Origin of the sequence: Streptomyces sp. NPDC051243, assembly GCF_044455405.1 — a bacterium.
Taxonomy (GTDB): domain Bacteria; phylum Actinomycetota; class Actinomycetes; order Streptomycetales; family Streptomycetaceae; genus Streptomyces.
The window spans coordinates 724,519-737,233 of sequence record NZ_JBITES010000003.1 but is presented as its reverse complement, the minus strand read 5'-3'; the positions used below and the strand labels follow the sequence as shown (position 1 = coordinate 737,233).

At 70.4% G+C, this 12,715-nt stretch carries 12 protein-coding genes, 1 tRNA gene and 1 pseudogene; 7 read left to right on the top strand and 7 right to left on the bottom strand.

All coding sequences use genetic code 11. The features are described from left to right. A partial coding sequence (locus ACIBAG_RS10580) for an integrase core domain-containing protein (RefSeq protein WP_399103246.1) occupies positions 1-186 on the top strand: 186 nt, incomplete at its 5' end. Positions 187-235: 49 nt separating this feature from the next. Here ACIBAG_RS10580 and ACIBAG_RS10575 read toward each other — a convergent pair. Beyond that, positions 236-784 (bottom strand): DUF1062 domain-containing protein, encoded by a 549-nt coding sequence (locus ACIBAG_RS10575; RefSeq protein ID WP_399103243.1) that lies wholly within the window; start codon positions 782-784, stop codon positions 236-238. A gap of 216 nt (positions 785-1,000) precedes the next feature. Further along, positions 1,001-1,360, bottom strand: a complete 360-nt coding sequence (locus ACIBAG_RS10570; protein ID WP_399103240.1) for a hypothetical protein — start codon at positions 1,358-1,360, stop codon at positions 1,001-1,003. Positions 1,361-2,071: 711 nt separating this feature from the next. Here ACIBAG_RS10570 and ACIBAG_RS10565 point away from each other — a divergent pair. Beyond that, positions 2,072-2,521: pseudogene (locus ACIBAG_RS10565) on the top strand (hypothetical protein); the annotation flags it as partial. 164 nt (positions 2,522-2,685) lie between these two features. After that, positions 2,686-3,198 carry a hypothetical protein gene (locus ACIBAG_RS10560; RefSeq protein WP_399103238.1) on the top strand — a complete coding sequence of 171 codons (513 nt, stop codon included), beginning with the start codon at positions 2,686-2,688 and terminating at the stop codon, positions 3,196-3,198. Positions 3,199-3,279: 81 nt separating this feature from the next. Here the strand turns inward: ACIBAG_RS10560 and ACIBAG_RS10555 are convergent. Next, a tRNA-Val gene (locus ACIBAG_RS10555) sits at positions 3,280-3,351 on the bottom strand. Between the two features lie 258 nt (positions 3,352-3,609). On the opposite strand from ACIBAG_RS10555, the gene ACIBAG_RS10550 reads away from it, so the two are divergent. From ACIBAG_RS10550 to ACIBAG_RS10540, 3 genes are all read left to right on the top strand, one after another. Beyond that, the gene (locus ACIBAG_RS10550; RefSeq protein ID WP_399103236.1) at positions 3,610-4,383 is read left to right on the top strand and encodes a DUF4097 family beta strand repeat-containing protein; all 774 of its coding nucleotides are present in this window, start codon (positions 3,610-3,612) and stop codon (positions 4,381-4,383) included. Positions 4,384-4,457: 74 nt separating this feature from the next. Further along, a complete protein-coding gene (locus tag ACIBAG_RS10545) occupies positions 4,458-5,864 on the top strand; it encodes a hypothetical protein (protein WP_399103234.1) in 1,407 nt (468 codons plus the stop codon). Between the two features lie 25 nt (positions 5,865-5,889). Further along, on the top strand, positions 5,890-6,108 hold the full coding sequence (locus tag ACIBAG_RS10540; protein WP_399103232.1) for a zinc ribbon domain-containing protein: 219 nt from the start codon (positions 5,890-5,892) through the stop codon (positions 6,106-6,108). A 106-nt stretch (positions 6,109-6,214) separates the two neighbouring features. Here the strand turns inward: ACIBAG_RS10540 and ACIBAG_RS10535 are convergent, their stop codons facing one another. The 3 genes from ACIBAG_RS10535 to ACIBAG_RS10525 are packed head-to-tail and all read right to left on the bottom strand — an operon-like array spanning position 6,215 to position 10,772. Next, positions 6,215-7,033 carry an HAD family hydrolase gene (locus tag ACIBAG_RS10535; RefSeq protein WP_399103230.1) on the bottom strand — a complete coding sequence of 273 codons (819 nt, stop codon included), beginning with the start codon at positions 7,031-7,033 and terminating at the stop codon, positions 6,215-6,217. After that, the gene (locus ACIBAG_RS10530) at positions 7,033-9,582 is read right to left on the bottom strand and encodes a phosphoribosyltransferase (protein WP_399103228.1); all 2,550 of its coding nucleotides are present in this window, start codon (positions 9,580-9,582) and stop codon (positions 7,033-7,035) included. Before ACIBAG_RS10530 ends, ACIBAG_RS10535 begins: the two co-directional genes overlap by 1 nt. Positions 9,583-9,605: 23 nt before the next feature. After that, positions 9,606-10,772 (bottom strand): HpcH/HpaI aldolase/citrate lyase family protein, encoded by a 1,167-nt coding sequence (locus ACIBAG_RS10525; protein WP_399103226.1) that lies wholly within the window; start codon positions 10,770-10,772, stop codon positions 9,606-9,608. Between the two features lie 188 nt (positions 10,773-10,960). Between ACIBAG_RS10525 and ACIBAG_RS10520 the strand changes: the two genes are divergently transcribed. Then, positions 10,961-11,785 (top strand): TerD family protein, encoded by an 825-nt coding sequence (locus ACIBAG_RS10520; RefSeq protein WP_399103224.1) that lies wholly within the window; start codon positions 10,961-10,963, stop codon positions 11,783-11,785. A gap of 135 nt (positions 11,786-11,920) precedes the next feature. On the opposite strand, the gene ACIBAG_RS10515 is transcribed toward ACIBAG_RS10520, so the two are convergent. Beyond that, entirely contained in the window at positions 11,921-12,658 is a 738-nt protein-coding gene (locus ACIBAG_RS10515) for a Tellurium resistance (RefSeq protein ID WP_399103222.1), read from the bottom strand. Positions 12,659-12,715: the final 57 nt, after the last annotated feature.

Sequence of the window (12,715 nt, the reverse complement as noted above, 5' to 3'; positions counted from 1 at the left end):
GTCGAACGCTTCAACCGCACCCTGCTCGACGAATGGGCCTACCTACGGCCTTACACCAGCAACACCGAACGCACCGACGCCCTGACAGACTTCCTGCACACCTACAACCACCACCGCTGCCACACTGCACTCGGCGGCCACCCACCCATCACCCGCGTGAACAACCCTGCGGGTCAATACACCTAGGGCCTGTCCGGCGGATCCCGCCCGACAGGCCCCCGGCACCGCGTCCGTCTCAGCGCTTGAGCGTGAACGTGAAGTCGCCCGAGCGCCTGCCGCTCAGCCGGACCGCCGACACGAGCCTGCCCTGCGTGATCAGTCGCTCGACCTCGGCCCGCGAAAGACCGCAGCCTTCAGCGATCAGTCGCACGGGCCGGACCGGGATCCGCGCCGCGAAACGGACCGAGACGTCCAGAACCTCACGGTCCAGGTGATCCGATCCGCCGGTGTCGAGGCGCCAGGCGTCGTCCCAGTCGAGGGCGATGCGGTTACGGTGCCGCACGACCGGGTCCTGAAGCAGCTCGGCCGCCAGGTCGGGGTCGTTGTCATGCATGCGCTCCAGCAGGTCGGGGCGTATGGAGCGCACGTTCATCCGCTCCATGACCGTGAGCTTCGCCGTGTCCCCGCAGGCGGTACAGAGCACGAGGAGCCAGGCGTCCAGGAGCTTGTGGTTGGCGTTGACGCGGAATTTGCCGTTCGCCCGGAAGGTGTCGGACGCGCACGTGTGGCAGCGGCGGAGGACGAGCGGCAGGCAGGTGGGAACGACCACCCAGGTATTGAGCACAGAAGTACACCGGTTTCAGTGAGAAGTCCGCAGCAAGAAGCAGCGCGGCGCAGATGCGCGACGCGCGACAGATCAGCTCTCGGGAGGTCTCACAGGGTGTACAACGGCACGTCCTTGCCTGGGCGACTCGGTCGGGCAGCACGGTAATGGCGCACAGCGGCGCCGCTCCACTGGTTTTCGAGCGCTGCGACAGTCTGCCTCTGGACCGTCATCCGGTCATACGCAGCGGAAGGTGAGCCCCCCGGTCACGCTGGTGGCGTCCGCGGCCCACGTGGTGAAGGACTTCGAGCTCATGGTCTCGTAGTACACGTAGTGGTCGTCACCGCTCTTGTAGAACCGGAAGTCGGCCCTGACGCGGCATTCGTCGTCCTCCAGATCGGTCAACTTCCCCTGGACGCCGATGAGATCACCGTCGTAGCACCTCGCGTAGGTCAGCTTGCCCCAACTCTTGGTGATCGTGTCCCCGCGCGTGCAGTATCCGGCAGCTGCCGCCGGCGCAGCAGCCAAGGCGGTCACGCTGGTGCCCGTGAGGATGGCGACGCCCAGCAGAGAGGCAATGCGGTGTGCAGTCTTCACTCGTGTTCCCCGTTCCGCATGGTCAGTGATGCGCTCATCCCTGCGAGCGCGTAGCCAGTCTCCGGATTCGCGTCTCGTGGCGGTACCTACAACTTTTCAGGGTGCCCAGATACGACAGAACCCCTCGCATCCCGAACCCCAGGCTCAGTACGGTGGGATGGCCGAGCGACGGGGGTGCGGGAGATGTCCGGCTTCTTGCCGAAGTGGTGGAACCGAGTTCGGCGTAGCAAGGCCCAGGCCCAGCGCGAGCATCTGGATCGGCTCCGGGAAGACGCGCGCGAGCGGGACCGCGCAGAACACGAGATTCGTGAGGCAATCGAACAGCTCCAGGAGGCGGCACGGGTACGGCGCATGCTGCACGGGTTGCGGGATCGGGACCTCGAGGCCGCCGAGTCCGTCATGGATGAGTACGGGCGCAGAGCGGCAGCAGTTGAACGTGAGGCGCTGCTTCGTCGCACAAACTTCGACCAACGCTCCGAGAGGCTGCGTCGACTTCTCCACGAACTCGAGTACTCCCATGGCGAGTTCGAGCCAGATCAGGAGGATGCCCGATATCGGCGGGCCGAAGGGCTCGTCGCGGAGATCAAAAGGGTTCGCGAGGTTCTTGGCCTGTCGGGCGGCCCCGAGGAACCTCTCCGCCCGCGGCCTGGCGACGACTGGTACACCGCGGAAGAAGGCGAGCGGCAGACACCACCTGTTCTCGCCGCAGAGCTGGCACAGGCATGGGCCGACATTCAGCGGTACCACCCCGAACTGCCGGATCTCGCCGCGCCGGAGTCCCTGATCGGGGAGTCGTCGTCCGCCTGCGGTCACGAGCTCTCCTTCGAGCGACTGCTTCACGAGGCAGTCCATGGCATCGCCGCCGCGCGCGGCGTCCGCGACACCTCCCGGGCCGGCCGCTACCACAACCGCAGATTCCTCGCCATCGCCGAGGAGATGGGCCTGGACCACCCCGAGGAGCCGCACCCGAGCAGCGGCTTCTCCCTGGTCACGCTCAACGCCGAGGCCAAGCGCCGGTACCGCCCGACCATCGAACGCCTCCAGCGAGCCCTCAAGGCCCACACGGCGGCGACCTCCGCCGACACGAGCAGGACCTTCCGGGGCCCGGCCGCCCGCTCTGTCCGGGCGGGGCACGAGTCGTCAGCCGGGACGGAACGTCTGCTCGACCAGCCTCTGGGCCCCGAAGACATCGAATCGGTGGCCCATACCGCGGAAGAGACCATCGAGCACACCATGGCAAGGCTGTTCCTGAGGCTCGGTCCTCCACCGGAACCCACCGAACTCGACTACACACCGGCAGGGAGCGGCGGCGGAGGGGCGCAGCAGTGAGCGTTGAGAACAGCGGAGCGGTGCCGGTGCCGCGTGACGACGACCCCGTGATCTCCGCCGGCCTGGAGATCGCCATGAAGTGGGGAGCCGCGCTGGGCGGCCCGGAGCAACTGAAGGTTGCGTTCGAGGCTCTTGAGCCACAACTGAAGCGCGAGCATCAGATCCGCCTGAAGCAGCTTGAGGCGCAGAGGGACGCTGCCGAGACCAAGGCGCGCGCCGAGCGCGAGGCCGCCGAGCACAGGGCACGTACCGAACGCGAGACCCGCCAGCACCGGTTCCGCATGACCAGCCTGGTCGTGGGCGCGGTCATGAGCATCGCCATGCTGGGAGCCGGCGTCTACGTCGCCAAGGATGTGTGGTGGCTGGCCATGGTCCTGTGCGGACCAAGCCTGATCGCCATTCTCAAGATCATCGTCCTCCGGCGCAGTGATCCATCGGACATGGCGGCCGTCGCCGCGGCTGCGAGGGGGGCCACGAACGCGGCGTCGCAGGCGCAGCCCCCTGTCTAGCGAGCCGGCATCACTGAAAGCGCAGGGAAGGCCCCCCGGGGAAATCCCCGAGGGGCCTCTGAACCTGCTACTTGGAGCCTGTGGGCGCGGACGGTTTCGAACCGCCGACATCCTGCTTGTAAGGCAGGCGCTCTACCCCTGAGCTACGCACCCGGGACAAGCCGACAGCCTACATTGCCCTGGGCCCTGTCCTGCAAACCGGTATCGCGGCACAGGCGGCACAACAGGACCGGCACCCGGCACCCGGCACCCGGCACCCGGCACCCGGCAGCGGGGGCTAGCCCCACCTCGAGTCCGGTAGTCCGCCGGATCCCCGGCAGCACCCCGGATCCGTACGGTCGAAGCACCGTCGAGGTTCCTGGGCCGTACAGGTCGGCCGGGAGAGTCCCAGAGTCCCAGGGGGAGATCGTCATGGCCCGTACCGTTACCGGCCGCGCCGTCGCCGTTGCCGGAGCCGTGGTGGCGCTTGTCGCCGGGGTGGCCGCCTGTGGGGCCACCGCCTCGGACGACAAGGAGCCTGAGCACCGGACCTTCGCACTGGAGGGGCGGACCCTGACCGTCGACTCCGACGACTCGGCGCTGGAGATCGTCGCGGCCGAGGGGAACAAGGCGGGCACGGTCGAGGTGACCCGGTGGTTCAAGGGATCGGTCGCGGTCGGTTCGGATCCGAAGGTGACGTGGGCGATGGAGGACGACCGGCTGGTGCTGCGGGAGAAGTGCTCGGGCATGATCGCCAACTGCTCGGCCAAGCACCGCATCGAGGTACCGCGCGGGGTCTCGGTGAAGGTCGAGGACCGGGACGGGAGCGTGCGGGCGCGGGGGTTCCACGACGCGCTGAGCATTCACACGGGGGACGGCTCCGTGCATGTCACCGACTCCAGCGGCCCGCTGGACCTGGCGACGGGTGACGGCTCGGTGCGGGTCTTCGACGTCTCCTCGCGGCAGGTCAGGGCGAGGACCGGTGACGGCTCGGTACGGCTCGAACTCGGCACCGTGCCGGACCTGGTGGAGACCCGCAGCGGCGACGGCTCCGTGACGGTCGAGCTGCCGCGGGCCACGTACCGCGTGACGACCGAGACCGGCGACGGCTCGGTGGAGGTGTCCGTGCCCCGGGACGAGACCAGTTCCCATGTGGTCTCCGCCCGCACCGGCGACGGAAAAGTCACCGTGCGAACCGCGAACTAACCGGCCCGTGTGTTCGTCCTAAACCGGTGGGAGAATGACACCGGGCAGGGTGAATGACAGCACGGGAGAGGGATGTGACGGCGACACCTCCGCAGCCGCACTCGCCGTCAGCGCCGCGCGCACAGCGCCAGGGCCGCCCTGTTCCGCCGCGCTCGCGGCACGCCCTGCGGGACACCCTCACCCTGGCCGCCGCCCTCCCGCTGGTCGCCGTACTCGCCCTCCCCGCCGCCTTCGCCGGCGGCGGCACCCGGCGCTGGTTCGGTGGGCGGTCCGAGAGTCAGCGGGCCGAGGCGCAGGCCGCGAAGGACGCCGCGGCGGCCGCGTTCTACGAGCTGGACACCGCCCAGCGGGATCTGCGGATCTCGATCGAGACGATCACGGCCGTGGACGACTCCCCGGCCGCCCGCCGGGCGAGCAGCGACTTCGAGGCGCTCGGGCGGCGTATCGACGAGGTCTCCCACCAGTACATCAACGCCGTCGACGCCCACGACCTCGACCGCGACGACCTGGAGGCCTCGGCCGCCGCACGCGCGCGCACCGAGCTGACCAGGGCGAAGGACGAGCTCGACAACGTCAAGCGCGAGCTGGACCGGTTCGCGGACGGGCTCGGGCCGTTGCTGGGGAAGGCCGAGACCCAGCTGGCCCGCCTCGCCCCGGCCGTCGAGCGCGCCCGGCAGGGCCTGCTCGCCGCGTCGAACGCCCTGGACGCCGTACGGTCATCGGGGCTGAAGGCGGACGACCTCGCCGCCCGGCTCGCCGCCCTCGCCCCGGAGCTGACCAGGCTGAACCAGGGTGCCGGGCAGCACGGCGTCCCGCAGACGCTGGAGCGCGCCGAGCGGGTCGCGCGGGAGGCCGAGGCGGTGCGGGCGGAGGCCGAGCGGCTGCCGGAGCGGGCGGCCGAGATCGACCACCGGCTCGTCTCGCTGCGGACGCGCGCGCAGGCGCTCACCACCCGTGCCGGGCAGGTCGAGCCGGTGCTGAGCGAGCTGCGGCGGCGGTTCACGGCGGCCTGCTGGCAGGACCTGCAGAACGTCCCCGACGGCGCCGCGGAGAACGTACGGCAGGCCGAGCTGAAGCTGAAGGAGGCCCGGGCCGCCCGCGACGAGCAGCGCTGGCCGGACGCCACCGCGCTGCTGTCGACCGTGCGGGCGCTGCTGAACACCACCGATGAGTCGGTCTCCGCCGCGGGCGACCGGCTGCGCCGGCTGAACGCCGTGCAGAAGGACCCGCAGCAGGAGATCGACCGGACGCGGTTCGCGATCCGGGACGCCCAGCGGCTGGCCATGGCGGGACGGAACACGCCCGACCCGCGGCACGCTCGCCCACTGGACGACTCCGTGGCCCGGCTGGAGCGGGCGATCGGCACGCTGGAGGGGCGTCACCCGGACTACTGGCACTTCCTCACCGAGACGGAGGCGGTGCGGCGGACCGTGGCGCGGGTCGTCGCGCAGATACGGGAGGAGCGGGGAGCCGGGCACTGACGCGGGCGCCGGTTAACCTGTGCGCATGCCTCGCTACGAGTACCGGTGCCGCAGCTGCGGCGACACGTTCGAACTGAGCCGTCCCATGGCCGAGTCGTCCGCGCCCGCGAGCTGCCCGGCCGGGCATGACGACACGGTCAAGCTTCTGTCGACGGTGGCGGTGGGCGGCACAGCGTCCGCCCCGGCCCCCGCGCCCAGGGCGAGCGGCGGGGGCGGCTGCTGCGGCGGAGGCTGCTGCGGCTGACGGACGGCAGCCGAGACGCCCTGAGGGACGCGGGGCTGTATCGATTTGCGGCTCCGCCGCGTGGGCGCGATCAACCGCACACGACCCGCAGCCGCCCGGCCACCGATCAGCCCGAGCTCTTGGGCGCGACAGCCTTCAAGAACTCCCGCAGTATCCGCTCCCCCGCCAGCACCCCCCGCTCCGGCAGCGCGCTGATCGCCGGCGCCGTCCAGTCGGCGTCCGCCAGCTCGCCGTGCCCCGGCCGCCAGCCCTTGTCCGCGGCCAGCAGCAGGTCGGCGTCGAGCAGGGAGTCACCGGCGGCCAGCGTCAGATCCGCGCCCGTGCGCCGGGCCACCTCGTACATGGCGGCGCTCTTGGTCAGCGGCTTCGGGACGGCGTAGATCTTGCGGCCCTGCAGCGAGACCGTCCAGCCGCGGTTCTCCGCCCACACCGCGAGCTCCTTCACCCACTCCTCGGGCAGCAGCTCGCGCTCCACGACGAGGTAGGCGAAGAGGTCCTCGGCGATGCGGTGCTTGCGCACCCACGCCGGGGACGCCGTCGCCATCAGGTGGTCCTGCACCTCCGCGAGCGGCGCGCACTGCTCGGCCAGCCGGGAGGTGACCTGCGCGTTCCAGTCGGGGTCGGAGACGCCGTCGACCAGCAGGTGGCCGCCGTTGGCGCAGATCGCGTACTTGGGCGGCGGGCCCGGCAGGTTGATGCGCTGGTACTGCTTGCGGGTCCGGGTCGTGGTCGGCACGAAGACCGCCGCGTCGCCGAGGTCGGTCAGCAGCTGGGCCGCCGTCTCGGTCATGTACGACAGCGGCTTGCTCTCGTGCACCTCCACACACAGCAGCCTGGGCGCCCGCGCGTCCGGCATGGTCAGCGCGAGGGCCGCGGAGGAGTAGATCAGCGTACGGTCGAGGTCGCTCGCCACCAGCACCGGCATCAGACGTTCACCGCCCTGCCGTCGGCGCCCGTCGCGCCCCGCGTGTACTTGGGGTGGATCAACCCCACGCAGGTGTACGGCAGTTCGGCCACCTCTTCCACCGGTACCCCTCTCTGTTCGGCCAGCAGTCGTACGTGGTCCAGGTCGGCGCCCGCCCCGGCCCGCGCGAGGATCTTCCAGGGCACCCGGCGCAGCAGCACCCGGGTGGTCTCGCCGACGCCCGGCTTGACGAGGTTCACGTCGTGGATGCCGTACTCCTCGCTGATGCGCTCGACGGCGGCCCAGCCCTCCCAGGTCGGGGCGCGGTCGGCGGACAGCAGCTCCTTGGCGGTCGCGTCGACGGCGTCCAGGACCTCCGGGAAGCGGGCGGAGACGGCGTCCAGGAAGGCCACGGAGACGTCGGTGCCGGCGAGTTCGCGGTAGAACTTGGCGCCGTGGTAGTCGTTCGGGCCGACCAGGTCGGCGCGCAGGACGGTGCGTGAGATCAGGCCGGAGACCGTGGAGTTGAGGCACGCGGACGGGATGAGGTAGTCGTCGCGGGTGCCGTACGTCCGTACGCAGGAGCCCGGGTCGGCCAGTACGGCGATCTCGGGGTCGAAGCCGGTGATGCCGTCGGACTTCTCGAACTCCTCCAGGGCCACGGCGAGTTCGCGGGTGATGGCGCCCTTGCCGGTCCAGCCGTCGACGAAGACGACGTCCCGTGGGTCGTGGTGGGCGGCCAGCCAGCGCAGCGCGTTGGCGTCGATGCCGCGGCCGCGCACGATCGACACGGCGTAGTGCGGGAGTTCGAGGCCGTGCCGGAACTGGGCCCAGCGGCGCATGAGCACGCCCACGGGGGTGCCGGCGCGGGCGAGGGAGACGAGTACCGGGCGGGGCGACCGCTCGGCCAGGACGATCTCGGTGACCGCGCCGACCGCCTGCGCCAGCCGCGCCGCCGACTCCTCCAACGCGGCGTGGAACAGGGCCTGGTACTGCTCGCTCGGCTGGTACTCCACCGGCAGCGACTCCGCGTAGTGCGCGCCGCCGCTCTGGATGGCCTCCTCACGCTCCTCGGTCGGCGCCTCCAGCGTCACGTCCGACAGGTCCTGCAGCAGCCAGCCGACCTCTTCGGGGGCGTACGAGGAGAAGGCGGGGCCGCGGAGGGGCTCGGGCAGCATGGAGTGCCTTTCGGGGACGGCCCTTTCGGGAAGGGCCAGGGGTCCGGGGACGTACGACGGTACGACCGCGAGCAGGACGTGCGGGGTGTGGACGGCGAGCTGCGCCAACAGCCCCTCGGGGGCGTGCAGTTCGGGGGTGTCGGCGGTCGAGTCGACGACGGCTATGACGGCGTCGAAGCCGGCGCCGGCGACGTTGTAGGCGTAGCGCTCGCCCGGGCCGTCGGCCGGGTCGTCGTGGGCGGGGAAGACGAGGCGGGTGCGTATCGCGTAGCCGGGGTCGTCGACCGCGAGGACGGGTGAGCGGGTGGTGGTGGAGTACCGGACCTCGACGCCTTCCGCGACCTGCTCCAGCTCACGGGCGAGGCGGAGCGGGGCGTACATCAGCTCCTCGAAGCCCAGTACGAGGACGCTGCCCGTGTCGGCGGGGAGTGCCTCTGCCAGGCGGGCCGCCATGGCGGGGAGGGCGCCTTCGAGGCGGGTGCGGTGCGCGGGGGTGAAGCCGTGGCGGCCGCCGTCGGGGAGGCCGGGGGGCCAGTGCAGGTCTACGGGGGTGATGTGGGGGTGGGGCAGCGTCTGCCAGGTGCGCTCGCTGTCCGGGTGCGGGTGGTCGGGGGCTGGTCGCGCCCGCGCGGCGGTAGCCGAAGATTCAACACAGTCCCGCGCCCCTGGGGCCTCTTCGTACCGTGCGACCAGTTGCTGACCCTTCTCCAGCACCCCGTCAGGGAGCCGCACCGTCCCCGAAGCCGCCGCCACCAGATCCACCCGCGCGCCGATCTCCCGCGCGAACCCCTCCAGCCGGCCGGCGTCGGCCGCCGACCGCATGTCCACCAGCGCAACCACCACGTACCGCCGCCGCGGATACCGCTCGTGAAGGTCCCGGATGGTGTTCAGCACCGTGTTCCCGGTCGAGAACTCGTCGTCGACCAGCACCAGCGGCCCGTCCCCGACCAGCAGGGCCGGATCCTCCGGTAGCAGCAGATGCGAGGTGGCGTGCGAGTGCGACTCCTCGAAGCCGCCCGCCCGGGCGACCCCGGCGACGGGGCGGCGGGTGGAGTGCAGATACGGCGCGAGGCCGATGCCGTCGGCGACGGAGTGGCCGAGGCCGGTCGCCGTCTCCGCGTAGCCGAGGACGACGGCCCTGGCGGCCTCGTCGGCGCCCAGGAGGTCCCGCACCCGGCGACCGAGGGCGAATCCGGCGCCGTACACCACGGAGGGTGACTGCGGTACGTGCTTGCCGAGCACGTTGGAGACCAGCAGATGCGCCCGCTTGGGGTTGCGTCGCAGGGCGAGTCCCAGCAGCTCCGTGAGCTCGTCGTCACCCACGAGCTGGACTCCGAGCCGCTCGGCGACCCAGCTGCCGGACCAGTCCCCGTTGTTCACTGCGTTGTTCATGCGTCCCTTGGATGGAGAAACGGTCAGGCCGGGATTCCGGCGGCGAGCAGTTCCACGAAGCCGATGTCCTCGTTGGCGACACCGAACACCTCGGCCCGCAGCAGGGTCCGCTCGGCCCAGGCGCGGTGCGGTTTCACCTCATTCATCTTGTTCGTGTACTGCGACCGAAGTACACCCCCGCCGCAGCGCTCGGGTCGCAGGATGTCCTGGGCGTCACTGAACTCCTCGTGACTGACCACGGACAGTGCGTGCACCGGGAGGACGTGCGAGGGATGGATGCAGGTCTTGCCGAGCAGACCGTTGGCGTGGTCCAGCGTGATCTCGCGCAGGAGGCCGTCCATGGCGTGCTCGATGAGGGCCTCGCGCAGCTCCTCGGCCTGGCCCTCCAGGAAGGGGCTGCGGCGCAGCTGGGGCTTGAACATACGCTCCTGCACCCGGAAGTACTCCCACACCGGCCCGGTCACCGTGAACCCGGTGCCGTCGGCTCTGCCCAGCATGTTCACCACGTCGGCGATCACGGAGGCGACGATCTGGACGTCGTACGCGGTCATGTCGGGGGCGCGGCGCAGGCCGTACGAGGAGCAGAAGTCGGTGACGCCGAGGCGTAGCGCCAGCACCCGCTCGCGGTACTTGTCGACGGCGCGGAAGATGCCCTCCAGAGTCTCCACGCGCGACTCGCGGTAGAGCAGCTCGGGCGATTCCAGCACCGGCATGGCGAACAGCCGCCGCCCGCTCGCCGCCTCGGCGCTCGCCTGGGCCTCCAGGAAGGGCATGCCGCGCTCTTCGGTGAACTTGGGCAGTACGAATCCGGACAGCAGCCGGACGGCGGGGCCGAGCCGTCGTACCAGGTCGGGGATCTGCTCGGGCGTACGGACCCTGATGAACAGCAGCGGCAGATCCGTCACGGAACGGGCGGCGAGGTCGGTGAACTGCCGGACGAGGTTCTCCTCGCCCTCCGCCACGTCCTCGTCGCCGATCGAGTCCTCCAGGCACAGCACCATCGAGACCACGCCGCGTCCGGTCTGCTTGACGATGTCGTCGGCGAGCCGCGGCCGGGTGGCCGGACTGTAGAGCGTGGCGCCCAGGGCCGCGGCGAGCAGCCGGGCCGGGGAGTCGGCGGAGAACTCGCACGGCTCCTGGTGGAAGAGGCGCTGCCGCACCTCTGGGGCGATGTGCCCGAAATGACGCATAGAACTCCCCCGTGGTGGTTCAGTGGCCCCTGCGATCCGTTCACAGGTGGCCGGTAATAGTACGTAGATACCCATGTCAGGGGTTCCCGCCAGGCATGAATTTCTGGTAACGCGGACAAACACGCCCGCGCACGGCCGGTAGTACCCCCGCGTTGTCGTGACCAGGACGGAGAGGGCAGGATTGCCGCATGACGCACGCGATGTTGAAGGGGTCGAACGTCCCGCTCGAAGCCACGACGGTACGCGCCGTGCTGCGCTGGACGCCCGGGCAGGGGGTCCCGGATGTCGACGCCTCGGCTCTGCTCCTCGGCCCCGACGGTCGTGTGCGCTCCGACGAGGACTTCGTCTTCTACAACCAGCCCCGGCACCCCTCCGGGAAGGTCTGGCGGCTCGGCAAGAAGCGGCTCGCCGAGGGTCTCACCGACACCATCCAGACAGATCTCGCCGGTGTCGAGGCCGGCGTCGGCCAGATTCTGCTGGTCGCTTCGGCGGACGGCGTCGCCTTCGATCGCGTACGGGATCTGCGCATCCTGCTGTACGACGCGGCGGCCGCCGACGCCGATCCGCTGGCGTACTTCGACATCAAGCCGGAGACCGGCGAGGAGACCGCCCTGATCTGCGGCGAGCTGTACCGCCGCGGCGAGACCTGGAAGTTCCGCGCCCTGGGCGAGGGCTATGCGAACGGCCTCAAGGGCCTTGCCATGGACTTCGGCATCTCGGTGGAGGAGTCGGAGGGCATGCAGGAGCCCGCGGCAGCCCAGCCGGCCCCGACCCCGGCCCCGGAGGTCTCCCGGCCGCTCCCCCCGGAGCAGCCGACGACGACGGTCCCGCCCCAGCCGGCCTACGGCTACCCCCAGCAGCCCCCGGCAACGCAACCGGCCTACGGCTACCCTCAGCCCACCAGCCAGCCGGCCCCGGCCCAGTCGGGCTACGGCTACCCGCCTCCGGTGACGGCCGCAGCAGCCCAGGAGTTCCGCCTGCCCCCACAGGGCCCGCAATTCATCGGACGTTAGCGGCAACGCCCCAAGGGGCGCGGGGCCGTGTCGATATGCGGCTCCGCCGCGTGGGCGCGACAAGCCACAACAAACCCGCAGCCGTCACCCGACACAAGGCCCCGAGCTCTCAGGCGCACCGGCCGAGACTCAGCGTCAGCGCTCCGCCTTCGTCTTGTATCCGCGCCCCCACTGCAGCCCCCACCCGAACAACCGATCCAACTCGGCCTGGAAGCCATACACGAACTTCACCTCACGCCGAACCCACAGCTCCCCCTTGACGTTCTCGATCATCACCACCGCACACGACCGAGCCTGCGGATGCCGCTCATCGAGACCTATCTCGATCCGGGGCCCATTGCTCGGATACAGCGTGACGATCGCATGCGTACGGTCGAACGCCGGCGTCTGGTCGTAGATGTACACAAAGACCAGCAGCCGCTTGATGTTCTCCCGGTGATCGAGGTTGACGTAGATCGTCTCCCCGGACGCCGACCCGAACCGGTCGTCCCCACTGAGCTTCACATACGGCGGCGCGTTGACGTCCCCCAGGAACCCGCCCAACGGCTGGACGACCCCCTTCGTCCCGTCGGTCAGCTCGTACAGGCACCCGAGGTCGAGGTCGACATTGACCATGCTCTGACTGTGCCCGAGCACTTCCGGTGGCTTCAGCGCCTTGAAGGGATGCCGCAACAGACTCTCCCGCTGCGACCCACCGATGTCGGACGTCCGCATCCGCCAGGTCAGATTGATCCGCAGATTCCCGGTCGCAGCGCCCTGCTTGGTGAGCGAGACCCGGTCGTGCCGTTTCGTCAGCTCGATCGAGTTCGTCGACGCGCTGCCCGAGTCGAACTCGGCCGCCCGGCCGCGCCAGAGTCCGTCCAAGAAGCCCATTCCGCCCCCACGTCCCACGAAAGACCCGCGTTCACCACGAAGGATCCGCGTTCACTT

Bases quoted from the DNA above. Each gene is read 5' to 3' on its own strand.
- ACIBAG_RS10550 (WP_399103236.1), top strand. From the start codon at position 3,610: ATGGCCCGTACCGTTACCGGCCGCGCCGTCGCCGTTGCCGGAGCCGTG.
- ACIBAG_RS10525 (WP_399103226.1), bottom strand. From the start codon at position 10,772: ATGCGTCATTTCGGGCACATCGCCCCAGAGGTGCGGCAGCGCCTCTTC.
- ACIBAG_RS10535 (WP_399103230.1), bottom strand. From the start codon at position 7,033: ATGCCGGTGCTGGTGGCGAGCGACCTCGACCGTACGCTGATCTACTCC.
- ACIBAG_RS10530 (WP_399103228.1), bottom strand. From the start codon at position 9,582: ATGAACAACGCAGTGAACAACGGGGACTGGTCCGGCAGCTGGGTCGCC.
- ACIBAG_RS10540 (WP_399103232.1), top strand. From the start codon at position 5,890: ATGCCTCGCTACGAGTACCGGTGCCGCAGCTGCGGCGACACGTTCGAA.
- ACIBAG_RS10515 (WP_399103222.1), bottom strand. From the start codon at position 12,658: ATGGGCTTCTTGGACGGACTCTGGCGCGGCCGGGCGGCCGAGTTCGAC.
- ACIBAG_RS10520 (WP_399103224.1), top strand. From the start codon at position 10,961: ATGACGCACGCGATGTTGAAGGGGTCGAACGTCCCGCTCGAAGCCACG.